The organism is Ligilactobacillus animalis (assembly GCF_009933595.1).
Taxonomy (GTDB): domain Bacteria; phylum Bacillota; class Bacilli; order Lactobacillales; family Lactobacillaceae; genus Ligilactobacillus; species Ligilactobacillus animalis.
Genome location: NZ_CP047141.1, coordinates 1,029,141 through 1,048,490 on the forward strand (window position 1 = coordinate 1,029,141; position 19,350 = coordinate 1,048,490).

Here is a 19,350-nt window from a genome sequence, read left to right on the forward strand (position 1 = left end):
ATTTTCCAGGAGTTGCATTCTGGAGCACGACTACACAGTGCGCAGAAAAGCGGGATATGCCGTACAGATAACTGCGACAGTCTCCCAAAATTGCTCCTAGCCGTCCGTTGTAAATTAAAATTCTTTGTGCTAAACTACTTAGTGAGAATGCGAGGTGTTGTCAAATGGCAAAACAACTTACAATTCTTTTTTGGGGCTTTATCTATGGTGAAGTTATCGGCTATGTGCTCTCTGCACTTTCCGGTAGTCCCTTTGAACCACTCCAAAGCGGTCTGATCGCAATGGTCGGTGGCTTTATCGCCGTAAATTGCCTACTCGCTTTTGTTAAAAGCCCAAAAAAGGCAACGAAAACTGATAAGTAATAAAAACCGAGACTATTTGTAGCCTCGGTTTTTTTGTTATTCAATAACCGTCTTATTAAAGACTAAATTTCCATCCTTTAGATCGATCTCAACTTTACTGTGTGGTAAGATCTCACCTGAAATGATCTCACGTGCCAGTGGCGTTTCGACTTGGTTTGTGATGAAGCGTTGCAATGGACGAGCTCCGTAAGCAGGATCATAGCCTTTTTGAGCCAACCATTGCCGAGCACTATCACTGATCGTCAGGCTGATCTCTTGTTCTTCAAGTCGTTTTGATAGTTGCGCAACGAATTTATCCACGATCTTTCCAATAGCCTTGAGCGACAATGGCGAAAACATGATGATATCATCGATCCGATTGAGAAATTCCGGCTTAAAGTGAGCCTTAGCAATATCTAACACTTGCTTTTTAGCCTCAGGTGAGATCTTATCGTCAGCTTCTAAATTATTCAATAAGATCTCTGAACCTAAGTTAGACGTTAAGATCAAAATCGTATTTCTAAAATCGACCGTTCGCCCTTGACCATCAGTCAAACGTCCATCATCTAAAACTTGCAACAAGATGTTAAAGACATCAGGATGAGCTTTTTCGATCTCGTCGAATAATACGATCGTGTATGGATTACGCCGAACAGCTTCGGTCAATTGTCCGCCTTCTTCATAGCCGATATACCCTGGAGCAGCTCCGACCAAACGTGATACATTGGCTTTTTCCATGTATTCCGACATATCGATCCGAACCATATGCTTATCAGAATCAAAGAGATCTTCAGCTAAGGCTTTAGCTAATTCGGTTTTACCGACCCCAGTTGGCCCTAAAAACATAAATGAGCCCAATGGTTTAGATGGGTCCTGTAACCCAGCACGAGAACGTAGGACTGCATTTGAGACCGCGTCAACGGCTTCATCTTGACCGATCACGCGCTTATGCAGGTTCTCGGCTAAATGTAAGAGCTTTTGCCGTTCACCTTGAACTAATTTGGCTACAGGCACACCCGTTAACCGACTAACGACTGAAGCGATCTCTTCTTCGGTCACGGATTCTTCGACCAACCAATTATCGGGACGCTCTACTTGCTCTAGTTTGGCTAATTGTTTTTCCAATTCTGGGATCACAGCATGTTGCAATTTAGCGGCTTTTTCAAGGTCATAGTTATTTTCCGCTTCTTCTAGTTCATGCTTAGCCCGATCAAGTTCAGATTTTTTATCACTTATCTTTTGGACATCTTCTTTTTCACTTTCCCAGCGCATCTTCAACTGATTAGCTTTCTCACGCGACTCAGCTAATTCACTTTGCATTTCGGCTAAGCGTTTCTTGGAAGCGGGGTCAGATTCTTTTTTCAAAGCTGCTTCTTCGACCTCTTGGCGCATCAATTGGCGCGTGATCTGATCGAGTTCGGTCGGCATCGAATTCATTTCTACTCTGATCTCAGCACAAGCTTCATCGACTAGATCGATCGCTTTATCGGGCAAGAAACGATCGGTGATATAGCGATCAGATAAGGTCGCTGCCGCCACTAAGGCACTATCATGGATCGAAACACCATGGTGGATCTCATAGCGTTCTTTTAACCCCCGCAAGATCGAGATCGTGTCTTCAACAGTCGGTTCTTTGACCAAAACTTTTTGGAAACGGCGCTCTAAAGCTTTGTCCTTTTCCAAATACTCACGATATTCGTCTAAAGTCGTTGCCCCGATCAAATGCAGTTCACCACGGGCAAGCATTGGTTTCAACAGATTACCGGCATCCATACTGCCTTCTGTCTTACCAGCGCCAACAATATTATGGATCTCATCGATAAATAAGATGATCTGGCCTTGACTCTTGGTAACAGCCTTTAAAACAGCTTTCAAACGTTCTTCAAATTCGCCACGGTATTTAGCTCCCGCGATCAAAGAGCCCATATCTAAAGAAAAGATCGTCTTGTCTTTTAGATTATCGGGAACATCTTTTCTAACGATCCGTTGAGCCAAACCTTCGATGATCGCTGTTTTACCGACCCCAGGTTCCCCGATCAAGACGGGATTGTTTTTTGTCTTCCGCGACAAGATCCTGATTACATCACGGATCTCTTCGTCGCGACCGATGATAGGATCTTGTTTACCTTGCCGTACCTGTTTGACCAGATCGACCCCATATTTTTCCAAAGCTTGGTATTGTTCTTCTTGATTCTTAGAAGTTACTCGTTCGCCAGCTCGCATCTCAGTGATGGTCTGTTGGAGTTTAGTAGCGGTAGCACCATGCTCGGTCAACCAACGTGCTAGTGGATCATAAGTCTGTTTCATCAAAGCCAAGACTAAAGTATCCAAAGAAATATATTCATCACTAAATTCTTGCTTGATCTCATCGGCATCACGCAAGAGTTGTAATAACTTCGTGCTAAAGGCTTGACCGTATTGGACGCTACCTGAAATAACTGGTAACTGATCTAAGACACGGTCGATCTCTTGTTCAAGGGCTTTAAGGTCGACCCCGGCTTTTTTATAGATCTCACCGACAAGTTCACCTGGTTGTACTAAGAATTTAAAGAGGTGAGCAACATCGATCTCTTGTTGTTTACGCGTGATCGCGATCTGTTGGGCTTCACCCAATGCAGCTTGCACTGCTGAAGTCAAATTATCTTCATTATTCATCTTAACTACCCCATTTCACAAATAAGCGCGACTTACTTGCCACGCTTTAAAACTATTTAGTTGCTGCCAACTTGATGATCTCTAAGATCACGTCAGCTGCTTGTTCCATGACTTGCTTAGACACATATTCATAGCGGGCATGCATGTTTTCGCCCCCCGCAAAAATATTAGGTGTCGGTAATCCCATAAATGAGATCGTTGAGCCATCTGTGCCTCCACGGACGGGATAGATCTCTGGTGTGATATCGAGATTTTTCATCGCCTGTTCAGCAAGTTCAACGACTGTCATATCTTTTTCGATAACTTCACGCATGTTGTAGTATTGATCCTTTAGTTCAAGTACAACGCGCTCTTGACCCAATTTCTCATTTAATTTAGCTGCGATATCTTTCATCAATTGTTTGCGTTGTTCAAATTTTTGATGATCGTGATCACGAATGATATAAGTCAAACTAGCTTGATCGACTGTGCCTTGCATATCAAGTACATGGAAAAATCCTTGGCGTCCTTCTGTTTTTTCAGGGACTTCATCTTTAGGCAATAAAGCATGGAAATCCATTGCTAGCTGAATCGCATTGACCATGATCCCCTTTGCGGTCGCCGGATGAACATCTTTACCGATAAATTTGACCTTGGCTTGAGCTCCATTAAAGGTCTCATATTCCAATTCCCCTAAAGGACCACCATCGACTGTATAAGCAATATCAGCCCAAAAATCAGCCACATCAAATTGCCGTGAGCCAGTACCGATCTCTTCATCTGGTCCGATCCCGATCTTGATATCGCCGTGTTTGATCTCGGGATGAGCCACTAAATATTCCATGACTGTAATGATCTCAGCTACCCCAGCTTTATCGTCAGCCCCAAGTAAAGTTGACCCATCTGTGGTGATCAAGGTATGCCCTTGATATTTTTTCAAACTTGGAAATTCGGCTGGTGATAAGACATAGTTGCCAGCTGGATCCAACTTGATATCACTTTGCCCGTCATAATTTTCAACGATCTGTGGTTTTACATCAGTCGCATTAAAATCAGCCGTATCCATATGAGCTAAAAAGCCGACCTTTTTTACACCTGTATCATCGGCTAAATTACTCTTTAATTCAGCAAAAACATAGCCACTTTTATCTGAAATACGGACATTTTCTAAGCCAATCGTCGTCAATTCCGCCGCTAATTTTTTAGCGAACTCAACTTGTGACTGCGTGGATGGGATCGTCGTCGAATTTTCATCGGAACGTGTTTCGACTTTAACATAATCCAAAAAGCGCGGTACTAATTTATCATATTTTGTCATTAAAATTCCTCTTTTCTGCTAGATGAATGTGAATGGATCTGTATTTAATTTAGAAGAAACGACCTCGATCTGCCAAGTATTTTGCTCATTCCAACGGGTAAAGAGTCGTTTTAGGTGAGGCTTACAGATCGCTTCAAAATGATGTCCAGGATCGATCACTGCCAGTCCACTTTCATACATATCATGAGCTGTATGGTAAGAGACATCGCCTGTAACATAGACATCAGCTTGTGCTTTTAAAGCAAATGGATAAAATTTAGCGCCGGAACCACCTAAGACGGCGACGCGTTCCACTACCCTTGTAGGATCTTTAGCTACTAAACGCAACCCCTGAAGGCCTAAAACTTGTTTACAAAACGCCGCATATTCGCTTACTGTCATCGACGTGCTCAACTTACCGACGCGGCCCATCCCCGTACTTTGGCCAAGGCCTTCGACTTGATATAGATCAAAAGCGATCTCTTCATAAGGATGCGCAGCTTGCATTGCCTGCAAAACTTTGGCTTTTATTTTGGCTGGGAAAACCACTTCGACTTTTTCTTCAGCTACTTCGCTTACTTGACCGACTTCTCCTAAATGTGGGGCAGCACCAGCTTCTGGTCTAAAACGACCTGTCCCACTTACAGAATATGAGCATGCCGTATAATCGCCCAAATGTCCCGCACCAGCCTTAGCTAAGGCTTGACGTAAAATGGTAGCATGTTCTTCAGGAACAAATACCGCTAATTTATACCAAACTTCAGCTTTAGGTGGTAGTAATGGTTTTGTTTCTTCAATATGCAACGCTTCTGCTAACCAATCATTCATACCTCCGTTAGCATTGTCCAAATTGGTGTGGGCGGCATAGACCGTGATATCGTGCTTGATGAGTTTGGCATACATTTGATTTTGTGGATCGGTTAGATCAAAATGTTTTACTGGAACAAACATCGCTGGATGATGGGCAAAAATAAAATCTACCCCCGCTGCGATCGCCTCTTCCACAACTTCTGGTCTGACATCCAAGGTGACCATCATTTTTTTGACTTCATGCTCGAGACTGCCTAATTGTAATCCGATCGGGTCGTTTTTTTCGGCGATCCGCTGGGGGGCAAATTCCTCAAAACGAGCCACGATATCTTTGACTTTAACCATTTAAAACACTTCCGATCTGTGCTATTTTTGCTTCAAGCGCTTGTTTTTTAGCGACTGGAACTTGATTTGCTTTATTCAATTCTTTTAAGATCGTTTCTAACTTAGCGATCTCTTTTTGCCATTTAGCTTGAAAAGCAGCATTTTTCTTTTGGAGTAGATAAGGTCCAAACTGTAACGCTTCAGGTGTCAAAGTTTGTTTTTCATCAGTATAGCTTGCTGCGATCACTTCATAGATGTGGCCATCTTCTTCCATGATATATTCAGCTGTGATCTGATAATTATTAGCTAACAGCCAACGTCTGACGTTTTCTTCACCGACATTAGGCTGCAAGATCAACTGTGGATGATCGACTAACTTGTCCTTCCCAGCTTCCAAGATATCACAGATCAACGTACCACCCATCCCGCAGATCGTGATCACATTGATCTGGTCGGCTAACTCGATCGCATTCAAGCCATCCGCCAACCGAGCTTGGACTTTATCTTCTAGCCCCTCTTTTTTGATCTCTTGCTTTGCATTTTCATAAGGACCCTTGACCACTTCACCAGCGATCCCAAACTCAATTTGACCCTTTAAAGCCAAATATGCTGGTAAATAAGCATGATCCGAACCGATATCCGCTAAGCGTGCTCCTTTTTCGATCAGATCAGCCACACATAAGAGGCGTTGTGAAAGATGATGTGCATCCATGTTACTATTAGCTATACCAAATGTGGTCCGAAAATATAGCTATTCCTTTCATTTACTACTTTTTGGACTCAGCGCCACATTTTATTTCCGCTGACGTTGTTTCTTAAGGATTATTTTACCATTTATCTTTAGACTCGACAAAAAAAGGTCCACCCAAAATCGGCGGACCTTTGACAAAGCCTATTCTAAGAAGTCTTTTAATTGTTTAGACCGTGAAGGATGACGCAATTTGCGTAAAGCCTTGGCTTCGATCTGACGGATACGTTCCCGCGTGACCCCAAAGACTTTACCAACTTCTTCTAAAGTTCGTGTCCGGCCATCATCTAGACCAAAGCGTAGACGTAAAACATTTTCTTCACGATCAGTCAAAGTATCTAAGACACTTTCGATCTGTTCTTTTAATAATTCATAAGCTGCATGTTCAGCTGGACTTGTCGCATCTTGATCTTCGATAAAATCACCTAAATGCGAATCATCTTCTTCACCGATCGGCGTTTCTAAAGAAACAGGTTCTTGCGCGATCTTTAAGATCTCACGTACTTTTTCGGTCGGCATGTTCATTTCAGCCCCGATTTCTTCAGGGATCGGTTCACGTCCGAGATCTTGGAGCATTTGGCGTTGGATGCGGATCAATTTATTGATCGTTTCTACCATGTGCACAGGGATCCGGATCGTCCGAGCTTGATCAGCGATCGCACGTGTGATCGCTTGTCTGATCCACCAAGTTGCATAAGTTGAGAATTTGAATCCCTTACGATAGTCAAATTTTTCAACGGCTTTCATCAAGCCCATGTTACCTTCTTGGATCAAGTCAAGAAATGACATTCCACGCCCCACATAGCGCTTAGCGATCGAAACGACCAAGCGCAAGTTTGCTTCCGCCAAACGTTGCTTAGCTTCTTCGTCGCCTTCTTCGATCCGTAAAGCTAAAGCCACTTCTTCGTCAGCAGTCAAGAGATTGACACGGCCAATTTCTTTAAGGTACATCCGAACTGGATCATTGATCTTAACGCCAGATGGAGCTGATAAGTCACTTTTTGCTAATTCTTTTTCTTCATGACTGGCTTTCTTCAAGCTGAGTTCACTTGGATCACCATTTTCATCCACAACTGAGATCCCAGCATCTTCGACCCGCACGATCAAACTGTCCATTTGTTCGGCATCTAAGTGAAATGGCGTTACCATTTTATCAGTCAATTCATCATATCTGATTTCTTTTTTTGGTTTATACTCACGTAATAACTCACGCAATGCTTTCTTATATGCCACCGCATCGAAATTCGTATTTTTTTTCTCTTCTGCCAAAATAGAGGCCTCCCTTAAATGATTGACTTCTCTGTCTGCTTTTTTTTCAATAATTCGATCAGTTTTGTCGTCTGTTCCATGATCGCTTTGGCATCTCCCAAACGTTTGGCTTGCTCTAATTGGGCTTCGACCGCCTTGATCTGCTCTTCTAACGGGGAATGCTGCATGATAAATGCTAGACAATCACTGATCTCTTGTTCGTTTGATTCACCATAATCACCTAATTCAAGTGAGATGATGATCTGCCTTAAATGTTCATCTTTTAAAAAGTCTAAAAAGCTTGCACTTTCATACTCAGAATAACGGTCAAAGTATCCATCAGCTAATAAAAAGATCGTTTCATAATCTTCATGGATAAACGAAAAATCAGCTAGACCCTTGATGCGTAAAAAGACATCATGTTCATGTAACAAACGATACAATAATAATCTTTCGGCTTGTTCAGCCGGGGTATAGCGTTTTTTTTCTTGACGCTGTTGGGTACTATAGACGACCTTATCCGAGCGCTTGAGTGAATTTGCTTGATCTTGTTTGAGTTGTTCTGATTGGACCTGTTGCATCAAAACCTGAAGTTGACTAGTTAAATTGTTCTTATCTAGCTCAAACTCTTTGGCTAAACGATTGATGGTCAGATCGCGCGCCAGTGGATCTTTGACCTGTGCAACTCTCTCTAATACATCTGTGATATACGCTAATTGATCACTTTCAGTCTCAAGATTACGCCCTGCCCGAAAATACTCCAAATAAAATTCTAATTCAGTGCGTTCATGTGACGTCACAAAATCTTTAAAATTTTCTGGACCGTATTTGCGAACATACTCATCTGGATCAAGCTTTTCAGGTAATAAGATCGTTCCAAGCTCAAACTTGCTCAATGGTGCGATCAACTCCAAGGCCCGCTTGGTAGCCTTACGCCCTGGAAGATCACCATCATAACAGATATAGAGCTTACTTGCCGTTTGCTCTAAAAGATAGATCTGCTCACTCGTTAAACTCGTCCCCATCGAGGCTACACCATTTTTGATCCCAGCCCGCCATGCTGCTAAAACATCCATAAAGCCCTCAAATAGATAGACTTTACTTTCATGTCTGATCGTCTTTTTAGCCTTATCAAAGTTAAAGAGAACTTTACGCTTATTAAATAAGATCCCCTCGGGTGAGTTGAGATATTTAGGCAATTTCTTATCAGGTGTCAAAAGTCGACCTGAAAAAGCAATGATCTGTCCAGTTTGATTTCTGATCGGAAACATGATCCGATCATTGAAACGTTCAGCTAGATTTTCACCTTCACGTTCGCTAAACAGACCCGATTTTCGCAAAGTTTGATAATCATCAAGCTTTTTTTCATGAAAAAAGGCTTGTAAGATCTCAGCTTGAGGTGCATACCCCAACTGAAACTCTGCAATCAGCTCATCACTTAGACCACGTTCATGCAGATAATCCAAAGCTGGCTGTCCTAACTTAGTATTTACTAAGATGTGATGATATAACTGCCCTGCTTGCGCATAAAGCTGCTTTAATCTACCGGTCTCAGACTGAGTATCTTCTGCACCAGCAATATTTTGCGGTAAATACTTAGCATCAAGCTCGATCCCGGCTAACTCAGCTGTGCGATAAACTGCTTCCGGAAATGTCAGATCCTCGATCTCCATCAAGAATTTGAAAACATTTCCCCCGCGACCACATGAAAAACAGTGGAAGAACTGCTTGGGTTCATTCACAGAAAATGAGCCCGTTTTTTCTGTATGGAAGGGACACAATCCGAACCAATTGCTCCCTGAGCGGTGTAACTGGACATATTGGCCTATGATATCCAAAATATTGACATCCGATCTGATCTGATCGATCACATCAGTCGGTATCCTACGTTGACTTACCACGGCCTCACCCCATTTTTAAATATAGTTACGAAAGGTCGCACACCAAAGCACGACCTTTCATAATAAAAATTATACCGATACTAATTTTATAATAGATATATCTTTATTGCAAGAGTAAACGTAAACAATCACTATATCAAATTGACATGTCTTTGACAAGCATTATTACAAAATAATTATCCTTCAACTTTTTTACATCTAAATAATACGCTGTACCATTGCTCTTAGACAACATAATTGCTCGAAAAAAAGAGCAAGTCTAAAAACTAGACTCACTCTTAGAAAAATTATTTAGTATTCAAGGCATCTAAAGCACCAAAGACAGCTGTCAAACGTGCGATCTGTGCTAATTGACGCAAACGATTCAACTTGACCTTTTCATCATCGGCCATGACCATCGTCTTTTCAAAATAAGCATTGATCGGTTCACGTAAGTTCTTCAAAGCAATAAATTTAGTTTCAAGATCAGCTGCTTTGAAGTCTTTTCTAACTGCTTCAACGGCTTCATAAAGACCTTGTTCAGCTTCGTTTTCAAATAATGCTGTATCAACAGTAAGATCACTTTGATCATCTAATTTCTTAGCTAAGCGACTTGCTCTAGTCAAAGCTTCGATATTTTCTTTGAAGTCTTCATCTGTTAAATGTTGCACCAAAAGATCAGCGGCTTTTTGAGCCAATGTAAATGCATTAGCTTTATTAGCCATTACTGCTTCAAGCACATCATGCCGTAAGTTTGGTCCATTCAAGATCTGTTGCAAGCGATCTGCGATGAAATCTTGGATCATAGCTTTATTTTCAGCAGGAGCGATCTTTTCGTATAGATCTGGGCGTTTAGCATAAGCGGCTTCAACTGCTGCTTGTAACAATGGGGTTGAAAGGGCCCAACCTTTAGCTAAAGCGATCCGAACGATACCTAAAGCTTGACGACGCAAAGCATAAGGATCATTAGAACCACTTGGCAACATCCCTGCACTAAAGAAGGCTTGGATGCTATCGATTTTATCAGCGATCGATAAGACTGCCCCAACATTTGTCTGTGGTAATTCACCTTCAGCACTAGTTGGAAGATACTCTTCACGCATTGCAACACAGACTGCTTCATTTTCACCTTGCAATCTAGCATAGATCTCACCCATGACACCTTGCAATTCAGAAAATTCACCGACCATTCCAGTTACTAAGTCAAATTTATAGATCTGACTTGCACGATCAAGATCGGCTAATTCTTGGTCACTTAAGCCTAATTTTTCACCTAAGTAATGTGCGATCAAGTGAACACGTTCCATCTTTTCGTAGATCGTGCCGATCTTATCGTGAAACATTACCTTCTTCAAACGTTCAACATAATCTGCGATCGTTTGTTTTTGATCTTCTTCATAGAAGAAAGCAGCGTCTTCTAAGCGTGCCGTCAACACTTTTTCGTTACCGGCGATCACATTTTCCAAATGAGCTTGGTTCCCGTTACGCACCGAGATAAAGTTTGGTAACAAGTTACCAGCTTCATCGGTTACGTAGAAGAAACGTTGATGATCTTTCATGGAGGTGATCAAAACAGCATCTGGGATCATTAGGTATTTTTGATCAAAGTTTCCAGCAAAGACAGTTGGATATTCGACCAAATTATTAACTTCTTCTAACAACTCTGGATCGATCACTACTTGCCAATTATTTTGTTGTGCAAGCTCATTGATCTGCGAAACGATCATTTCTTTACGTTTCTTGGCATCAGCGATCACCATTTGTGGTTCTAAAGCAGCTGGATAGTCATTAGCATCAGTAAGCTCGATCGCCTTACCCAAGAAACGATGACCCAACGTTTGGTGTCCAGCCTTAACGTTTAAGATCTCAAAATCTACGACTTCTTTATCCAACAAGGATACTAGCCACTTGATCGGACGCACGTATTCAAAATCATTAGTGCTCCAGCGCATCATCGTTGGGAACTTAAGATCCATCACGACGTCTTTGACATCACTTAAAACTTCTTTAGCGCTCTTACCAGGAATGAATTTCTTAACGTAAGCATATTCGACCCCTTTTAATTCCTTAAAAAAGATATCATCTGGCGTGCAACCTTGCCCCCGAGAAAAGCCTTGAGCAGCTTTAGACCAGTTTCCTTCGGCATCCAAAGCGATCTTTTTAGCTGGACCTTTAGCTTCTTCTTCAATGTCAGCTTGCTTATCAGCTAAGCCTAAGACCTTGAGTGCTAAACGCCTTGGAGTTGAGTAAGCTTTGATCTCATCAAAGTCTAAGCGATTTTCTTCTAAAAATGCCATCATCTTTTTGACCAATTGTTGGCTACTTGGTGTAACGACATGAGCTGGGATCTCTTCTAATCCGATCTCTAACAAAAATGTATGTGCCATTATTTGTCCTCCTCTAACAATTTAGCGCGTAAAGCTTCATCTTTGATCAATGGATAACCCAATTTCTTACGTTCAGCCACAAAAGCCCGAGCGACCATTCGAGCCATATTTCTGATCCGTGATAAATAACCAGCACGTTCAGTTACAGAAACTGCACCACGAGCATCTAATAAGTTAAAGGTATGGCTACATTTTAGGATATAGTCATAAGCTGGGTGAACTAGACCATTTTCGATCTGCTTTTTAGCTTCTTTTTCATAAGTGTCAAATAATTCAAACAACATCTCTTGGTTGCTTTCTTCAAATGAATACTTGGAATGTTCAAATTCAGGTTCTTTGAAGATATCACCGTATTTGACTCCATCGGCCCATTCAAGCTCAAATACTGAATTAACGTCTTGAATGTAAGAGGATAAACGTTCGAGCCCATAAGTTACTTCAACGGCAACTGGACGAACTTCTAAGCCCCCGACTTGTTGGAAATAAGTAAATTGGGTGATCTCCATCCCGTCGAGCCAAACTTCCCAACCAACACCGGCACAACCCATTGATGGGTTTTCCCAGTTATCTTCAACAAACCGAATATCATGTTCTAAAGGATCGATCCCTAAGGCACGTAAACTATCCAAATAAAGTTCTTGGATGTTGTCTGGCGAAGGTTTCATGATCACTTGGAATTGATGATGTTGGTATAAACGATTAGGGTTTTCACCATAACGACCGTCAGCTGGGCGACGTGAAGGTTCAACATAGGCAACGTTCCAAGGTTCTGGTCCGATCGCACGTAAGAAAGTATAGGGACTCATCGTACCAGCCCCTTTTTCTGTATCATAGGATTGCATTAACATACAGCCTTGCTTTGCCCAAAACTGTTGTAATGTCAAAATAATATCTTGCATTGACAATTTATCTGCCATCTTTTTGCCTCCAAAGATTTATTTTCGAATCAGCCAAATAACGCACAAAAAAGTCCCTATGTAGCGCCTTTGGCTACATAGGGACGATTTTCGAAAATCGCGGTTCCACCCTACTTCTAGTATAACTAGCAGCTTAATTCGTTAAGACTCCAAAAGTGCCAATCATGTCTCAATAGATATCTGCTTTCACCATCTCAGACTCGCTAACTCTATCCTTAGACCGATCCTCTTCTATCAACGTCTCATTATTGATATTTTTAGGATAGTTTAACCGCGTTTTTTTGTCAAGTCATATTTAGTTGTAAAATCACTTATTATCCTTAAAAAATTGGTCCCATGACGACATTTGATCAAGAAATTTTTTTGCTGGCACGTAAATTCCAACTTGATGTTCATAGATCTCATCCAAAGTTTTTCTTAAATTAGCTTTAGTCTGGTCCTTGACCTTGATCGAATTCAACCGCTCCAGATCTACAACTGATAGTAGGCGTAAATAATAGACTGTCCGCTGATCCAAATGCAACCGATGGGGATCTAAATGCCAATGTTGCTGACACAACAAACCACCATAACTTTCTGAATAATCAAATAAACGCTCCGTATTTTGGCAAATAACACAGCTTTCAAGTCGCGGTCTGACCCCAAAACTGGTAAGTAACTGGATCTCGATGATATTAGTGATGATCGCAGGATCAAAGCCCTCATCGATCAACTCAAGTGCCTTTTTGACTCTTAAAAACCAACTTAAATTCACAAGATCTTCCGTCGTTAGAGCTCGTTCTACTAAACTCAAGATATACGAAGCATAGGCATTCAACTCGATATCCTGGGTGATCTGTTGATATTGGCTGATGTCACGGGTCGTCGTGATAAATGACAACCCCTCATCACTGATACTTCCAAGATAGGTCCCATGGGTAAAAGGCAGGATCGCTGCTCCTAATTTAAAGCCCCGCTTACGCACTCCACGGACAAAAAAAGTTTTAAAGCCATATTTATCGGTCAAAATTTTGACCAACATATCGCGTTCCTTATAGTCTTTACGTGAGACCACGATCCCTAAAAACTCTACGCCTTGTTGTAGCACCATCTTTTTACCCCCAAAAATCTCAAAAAAGAGGAGAATCATCCCCTCTTTTCCTTAATTAATAATCATCTTGTCGGTAACCAAACGCTTTTAGATCGACTTGACGGTCTTTCCAATTAGGTTGAACTTTGACCCAAAGCTCTAAAAAGACTTTATCACCTAACATAAATTCGATCTCTTTACGCGCTCTTGTCCCGATCTCTTTTAGCATCTTACCACCTTTACCGATGATAATTCCCTTTTGACTGGAACGTTCGACCACAATAGTTGCTTGGATCAAAACTTTTTCATCATCTTCGCGCTTGATCCGATCGACAACAACGGCAACGGAATGTGGCACTTCTTCACGTGTCAATTGCAGAACTTTTTCGCGGATCAATTCGCTGACAATAAAACGTTCGGGATGATCAGTAACTTGATCTTCAGGATAATATTGCGGACCTTCCGGCAGATCTTCAACTAGATCGTGGACTAATTCAGCACAGTTATTGCCATTCAAAGCCGAGATCGGGAAGACGTCTTTGTAGTCTAAAGTATCCCGGTAATCATCCATCACTTCTAATAAATGATCGGGATGGATCTTATCGATCTTGTTGATCACTAAATAGATCGGCTTTTTAACATTTTTTAGTCGTTCAATGATGAAATCATCGCCCCGACCGCGTTTTTGTTCCGCATTGACCATGAAGATCACTGCATCAACTTCATTAAGCGTCGAAAGCGCCGACTTGACCATAAAATCGCCTAAACGACTATGTGGTTTATGGATCCCAGGAGTATCAATGAACACGATCTGTGCATTATCAGTGGTATATACCCCTTGGATCTTATTGCGTGTTGTTTGAGCTTTGTCGCTCATGATCGCGATCTTTTGTCCGACCACATTATTTAAAAAAGTCGATTTGCCAACGTTAGGCCGCCCTACGATCGCAATAAAACCTGAATGAAATTTTTCTTCCAAAACATACACTTCCCTAATTAATATCAGTTAAATAATTGCCAAATATGTGGACCAAAGATCAATGTTGCTGTGATCAAAGAAAAGATCGCTGCCAGTAAGACCGCTGCAGCCGCCATATCTTTAGCTTTTTTGGCAAGTGGATGTCGTTTATAGTTTGTAGCTAGATCAACGACATTTTCGATGGCAGAATTCCAGACTTCACTGGAGATCACCAAAAAAATACTCAAAAATAGCCAGAGCCACTCACTGATGGTCACATTAAAAATGAGTCCCATAATCACGACCAAAGTTATCGCACTCACATGAAACCGCAGATTACGCTCTTCTCTATAAGCCGTTTTCAAGCCAACGAGCGCATAACGCAAGGACTGGAAAAAATGGCGGTTTTTCCAGCTGTTGACCGGCTGTTTTTGTTCTTTATCGTTTAAGTCCATACGCCTCGAGAATTTCTCTTTGCAAGCCAAACATTTCCTTTTCGTCTTCAGCTTGCATGTGGTCGTAGCCATTGAGATGTAAAAAACCATGAACAACTAAAAAGCCCAATTCTCTTTCCTGCGAATGTCCTAAATACTCAGCTTGTTCTTTGACTTTATCGACCGAAACCATGATATCCCCAATATTTTTAGGGATCTCGAAATCAGCTTCATCCGGTAAAATGATCGGAACCTCATTTGGATCTTCCTCTTCGATCGCAAAACTGATCACATCAGTTGGTTTATCAACACCACGATATTCTTTGTTGATCCGATGGATTTCAGCATTATCCATCAAAGTGACTGACATTTCAGTATTTGAGGGTAACTTGAGATAATCACCCGCAAAGTCCAAGATCTCGCAAATGAGCGTCTTCCACTCACTTGAAACTTGCTCAGTATTATCATAAACTTCCAGATCCATTTTTATTCCTCATTTTCCATTGAATTATAGTTATCGTATGCACGAATGATCTCAGATACGACCGGATGGCGCACAACATCGGCAGAATCAAATTTTACAAAGCCGATGTGCGGGGAACCCTGCAAGATCTTTTCCGCATCGACCAAACCACTTTGACTGTGCCCCTTAGGTAGATCGATCTGTGATTTATCACCATTGATGATCATTTTAGAACCAAAGCCAAGGCGCGTCAAAAACATCTTCATTTGCGCTCTAGTCGTGTTTTGAGCTTCATCCAAGATAACAAAAGCATTGTCTAACGTGCGTCCCCGCATATAAGCTAAAGGCGCGATCTCGATCACACCGCGGTCGATCAAGCGTTCCGTGTGTTCTGCCCCTAAGATCGAATTTAGCGCATCATAGATCGGACGTAAATACGGATCAACTTTTTCTTTAAGATCACCCGGTAAAAAGCCCAATGATTCGCCTGCTTCGACTGCTGGACGCGTCAAGATCAACCGTTCAACTTCATGACGCTTTAGGGCAGCAACAGCCATTACAACGGCTAAATAAGTCTTGCCTGTTCCGGCAGGTCCGATCCCAAACACAAGATCTTTATGCTTGATCTCTTGCACATACTGGCGTTGCCCATAATTTTTGACCCGGATCGAACGTCCCCGACGGTCTTTTAATAACTCTTCAGTATAGAGATCTTTAAAATACTCTAATGTTCCGCGCTGTGCCATCTTCATCGCTGACACAATATCTGCACTACTTATAGTGATTTTTTTACGTAAAAGTCCCGTCAACTCACTCAATATCTGATAGACTAGATCAACGTTTTCTTCAGTACCGGTGATCTTTATCGTACCACCGAAAGGCTTTAATACCACATCTTGGCCTTCTTCGATCAATTTAAAATGGCTGTCATTGATGCCCGACAGCGAAATTTGCAATTGAGAATCGTTGAGAACGAAACTTTTTTCGACTAATTGTTCTGCGCTCAATCGCCCATCTCCCTTATCATACTTTATAATCCCAATTATACTGATTATCAATTCGATAATCAAATTCAAAGTAAACTTGAACAAATAAGAAAAAAGCCGAGATCTAGCATCTCGACTCTTTGCTTATTTATTAAGCAATGACATTACGGTAGAGTTGACTAATTTACCATCAGCTTTACCCTTTAACTTAGGCATCACTGCCCCCATTACTTTACCGAAGTCAGCTTTTGATGTTGCTCCAACCTGATTGATCGTTTCTTCAACAACGGCCTTTACTTCATCTGCACTGAGTTGTTTTGGCAAGTAACCTTCAACAACTTTGATCTCTTCTTCGAGTTTTTGGACAGCTTCATCACGCCCAGCAGCCTTGAATTCTTCTAAAGAATCCTTGCGTTGCTTCAACTCACGAGATAACACGCTTACTTCTTCATCAGGAGTCAAGTCGTGTCCAACGTTGATTTGTTCATTTGTAACTGCAGCTTTGAGCATCCGAACAGTTGCCAAACGGCCCTTATCCTTAGCTTTCATTGCAGCTACCATATCTTTTTGTAATGAATCTAATAAACTCATCACATTAGCCTCCTCTAGAAACTAGAAACGACGCTTATTTTTGCGCTTTCTTGCTGCTTCGGATTTTTTCTTACGTTTTACACTTGGCTTCTCGTAGAATTCACGTTTCCGATATTCTTGCAAAGTACCTGTTTTTGAAACGGAACGTTTGAAGCGACGAAGAGCGTCATCAAGAGATTCGTTTTTACGAACGACTGTCTTTGACATGGTTGTTTCCCTCCCTCCGAGCTTAAATGTAACCGTCTTAATTGTACAAACCTCAACAGTTCCTTTCCATTATAAACTAAATTAAAAGTTAGAGTCAACATAACTTTATAAACTTTTACATAATTAGTGTTCATTTATGATCCGACCGGTGAAAAGTTAAAGTTTTACAGTTTTTTTTACCCTAGCCATTTTTCTTGGAATCACTTGTTAGATAGGCTATAATTTTTCATAGAATAAGTCGTTTTTTAACACTTTATCATAATTAAGGGAGGCATTTTTATGTCAAATGAATTACATGTTTATGCGATCTCAGATTCACTCGGGGAGACCGCCTATGCGATCGCCGAAGCTGCTAGTGTCCAATTTCCTAACGCAGATTTCAAGATCCAACGTTACCCATTGATCAAGACTGTTTCTTTGGTCCAAGGGATCATGAACAAGGCCAAACGTGAATCTGCTATCATCGTGCATACTTTCGTCGATCCAGAACTATCGACTTTTGTAAATAACTACTGCCAAGAAAATGGTTTAGCCGTGATCGATGCTTTAAGTGATGTTATCCAAAAATTCTCACAAAAAGCCGGTGAAAAACCATTACAAAAAGCTGGGATCAATCACAATACCGATAAAGAATATTTCAATCGGATCGAAGCTCTTGAATTTGCTGTTACCTATGACGATGGTAAAGACCCAGCTGGCTTTTTAAAGGCAGATCTGGTCTTATTGGGGATCTCGCGGACATCGAAGACTCCGTTGTCACTTTTCCTAGCTAATCGTGGCTATAAAGTGGCTAACTTACCCCTTGTTCCTAAGGCGCAAATCCCAGAAGAGATCTATAAAGTCGATCCGAACAAGATCTTTGGTTTGACTAACGACCCTGAGATCTTAAATGGGATCCGACGTGAACGGATGATCTCTTATGGTCTTGATCCAGATACACACTACTCAAACATCAACAACATCGAAAGCGAATTGAATTTTGCTAACGAACTTTACAAAAAACTTGGTTGTCCTGTGATCAACGTGGCCCACAAATCGATCGAAGAGACTGCAACGATAATTACTGAAAGTTTGGATAGCAACGCACAAAGATAAATAAAAAACTAAGATCTGTAAATTGACGTGTTCAATTTAGATCTTAGTTTTTTTATGTCTATTTTTTACCCTTATTTTGGTAGATCTTATCGAGTAACTCAGGGTCAAATTCACCTGCGCGTAACATTGCGATCTCATAACCATATGGCGCATAACGATCATTTTTATCGGGACCTACATATGGTGTTTCCAAGATTTTCGGTAGTGTAGCTAATTCTTCAAGTTTAGCGATCTTTGCTAAACTGTCAAAACCGATCGTCCCAAACCCTAGATTAGCATGCCGATCCTTATGGCTTCCTTGGGGATTCAAGGAATCATTTAAATGGATCACTTTTAGTCGATCTAAACCAATGATCTTATCAAATTCCGTTAAAACGCCCGAAAAATCGTCTTTGATCGCATAGCCTGCATCATTTGTATGGCAAGTATCCAAAGTAACGGATAGCTTGTCATTATATTTTACCAAATCGATGATCTGAGCTAATTCTTCAAAGCTCCGTCCGACCTCTGTTCCTTTGCCCGCCATCGTCTCCAAAGCGATCTGAAGTTTTTGATCAGGTCGGATGACTTCATTTAAGCCCTTAGCAATACTTTCGATCCCAGCCTTTGCTCCCGCACCGACATGGGCTCCGGGATGAAGCGTCATCTGAGTTGCTCCTAAAGCTTCAGCCCGTTCAACTTCAGCCCGTAAAAACTCGACTGCAAACCCAAAATTTTCCGGTTTTTTAGTATTACCTAGATTAACGATATAGGGAGCATGAACAACGATCTGACTTAAGCCGTGTTCTGCCATATACGCCTGGCCTGCTTCGATATTTAGCTCCGCGATCGGTTTACGTCGCGTATTTTGGGGTGCCCCCGTATAGATCATAAAGGTCGAAGCCTCATAACTAGCAGCCTCTTTTGCTGCCCCCAGCAACATTTCCTTACCCTTCATGCCGACATGTGAACCAATTAGCAT

18 protein-coding genes are annotated in these 19,350 nt (G+C 41.5%); 2 read left to right on the plus strand and 16 right to left on the minus strand.

What is annotated here, in order from left to right:
* Window positions 1-164: 164 nt before the first annotated feature.
* Complete coding sequence (locus GSR62_RS05110) at window positions 165-362, plus strand: YjzD family protein (RefSeq protein ID WP_004047900.1); 198 nt, start codon at window positions 165-167, stop codon at window positions 360-362.
* A gap of 36 nt (window positions 363-398) precedes the next feature.
* Here GSR62_RS05110 and clpB read toward each other — a convergent pair whose 3' ends face one another.
* The 15 genes from clpB to rpsU form a co-directional block, all read right to left on the minus strand.
* The gene (clpB, locus tag GSR62_RS05115) at window positions 399-2,996 is read right to left on the minus strand and encodes an ATP-dependent chaperone ClpB (protein WP_035448217.1); all 2,598 of its coding nucleotides are present in this window, start codon (window positions 2,994-2,996) and stop codon (window positions 399-401) included.
* A 52-nt stretch (window positions 2,997-3,048) separates the two neighbouring features.
* Window positions 3,049-4,293, minus strand: coding sequence for a peptidase T (gene pepT / locus GSR62_RS05120; protein WP_035448214.1), 1,245 nt, complete (start codon window positions 4,291-4,293; stop codon window positions 3,049-3,051).
* 18 nt (window positions 4,294-4,311) lie between these two features.
* Window positions 4,312-5,427, minus strand: coding sequence for a Nif3-like dinuclear metal center hexameric protein (locus GSR62_RS05125; RefSeq protein WP_035448212.1), 1,116 nt, complete (start codon window positions 5,425-5,427; stop codon window positions 4,312-4,314).
* Window positions 5,420-6,118 (minus strand): tRNA (adenine(22)-N(1))-methyltransferase, encoded by a 699-nt coding sequence (locus GSR62_RS05130; protein ID WP_035448210.1) that lies wholly within the window; start codon window positions 6,116-6,118, stop codon window positions 5,420-5,422. The genes GSR62_RS05125 and GSR62_RS05130 overlap by 8 nt, the downstream gene beginning before the upstream one ends.
* A gap of 180 nt (window positions 6,119-6,298) precedes the next feature.
* Complete coding sequence (gene rpoD / locus GSR62_RS05135) at window positions 6,299-7,423, minus strand: RNA polymerase sigma factor RpoD (protein ID WP_035448208.1); 1,125 nt, start codon at window positions 7,421-7,423, stop codon at window positions 6,299-6,301.
* A 14-nt stretch (window positions 7,424-7,437) separates the two neighbouring features.
* Complete coding sequence (gene dnaG / locus GSR62_RS05140) at window positions 7,438-9,303, minus strand: DNA primase (RefSeq protein ID WP_066023943.1); 1,866 nt, start codon at window positions 9,301-9,303, stop codon at window positions 7,438-7,440.
* 287 nt (window positions 9,304-9,590) lie between these two features.
* On the minus strand, window positions 9,591-11,669 hold the full coding sequence (glyS, locus tag GSR62_RS05145) for a glycine--tRNA ligase subunit beta (RefSeq protein ID WP_066023944.1): 2,079 nt from the start codon (window positions 11,667-11,669) through the stop codon (window positions 9,591-9,593).
* On the minus strand, window positions 11,669-12,586 hold the full coding sequence (gene glyQ / locus GSR62_RS05150; RefSeq protein WP_004047915.1) for a glycine--tRNA ligase subunit alpha: 918 nt from the start codon (window positions 12,584-12,586) through the stop codon (window positions 11,669-11,671). The genes glyS and glyQ overlap by 1 nt, the downstream gene beginning before the upstream one ends.
* Window positions 12,587-12,893: 307 nt before the next feature.
* Complete coding sequence (gene recO, locus GSR62_RS05155) at window positions 12,894-13,676, minus strand: DNA repair protein RecO (protein WP_029507325.1); 783 nt, start codon at window positions 13,674-13,676, stop codon at window positions 12,894-12,896.
* Window positions 13,677-13,731: 55 nt separating this feature from the next.
* The gene (gene era, locus GSR62_RS05160) at window positions 13,732-14,634 is read right to left on the minus strand and encodes a GTPase Era (protein WP_010689126.1); all 903 of its coding nucleotides are present in this window, start codon (window positions 14,632-14,634) and stop codon (window positions 13,732-13,734) included.
* A gap of 23 nt (window positions 14,635-14,657) precedes the next feature.
* Window positions 14,658-15,068: a diacylglycerol kinase family protein gene (locus GSR62_RS05165; RefSeq protein WP_010689127.1), complete on the minus strand. Its 411-nt coding sequence runs from the start codon at window positions 15,066-15,068 to the stop codon at window positions 14,658-14,660.
* Window positions 15,052-15,531: an rRNA maturation RNase YbeY gene (gene ybeY, locus GSR62_RS05170; protein ID WP_010689128.1), complete on the minus strand. Its 480-nt coding sequence runs from the start codon at window positions 15,529-15,531 to the stop codon at window positions 15,052-15,054. The genes GSR62_RS05165 and ybeY overlap by 17 nt, the downstream gene beginning before the upstream one ends.
* A gap of 2 nt (window positions 15,532-15,533) precedes the next feature.
* Window positions 15,534-16,517, minus strand: coding sequence for a PhoH family protein (locus GSR62_RS05175; protein ID WP_035448202.1), 984 nt, complete (start codon window positions 16,515-16,517; stop codon window positions 15,534-15,536).
* Window positions 16,518-16,640: 123 nt separating this feature from the next.
* Window positions 16,641-17,087 (minus strand): GatB/YqeY domain-containing protein, encoded by a 447-nt coding sequence (locus tag GSR62_RS05180; protein ID WP_004047933.1) that lies wholly within the window; start codon window positions 17,085-17,087, stop codon window positions 16,641-16,643.
* 21 nt (window positions 17,088-17,108) lie between these two features.
* Window positions 17,109-17,294 (minus strand): 30S ribosomal protein S21, encoded by a 186-nt coding sequence (gene rpsU / locus GSR62_RS05185; RefSeq protein ID WP_003694124.1) that lies wholly within the window; start codon window positions 17,292-17,294, stop codon window positions 17,109-17,111.
* Window positions 17,295-17,573: 279 nt separating this feature from the next.
* Between rpsU and GSR62_RS05190 the strand changes: the two genes are divergently transcribed.
* Window positions 17,574-18,389, plus strand: coding sequence for a pyruvate, water dikinase regulatory protein (locus tag GSR62_RS05190; protein ID WP_010689130.1), 816 nt, complete (start codon window positions 17,574-17,576; stop codon window positions 18,387-18,389).
* Window positions 18,390-18,447: 58 nt separating this feature from the next.
* Here the strand turns inward: GSR62_RS05190 and GSR62_RS05195 are convergent, their stop codons facing one another.
* Window positions 18,448-19,350, minus strand: coding sequence for a deoxyribonuclease IV (locus tag GSR62_RS05195; RefSeq protein WP_033193008.1), 903 nt, complete (start codon window positions 19,348-19,350; stop codon window positions 18,448-18,450).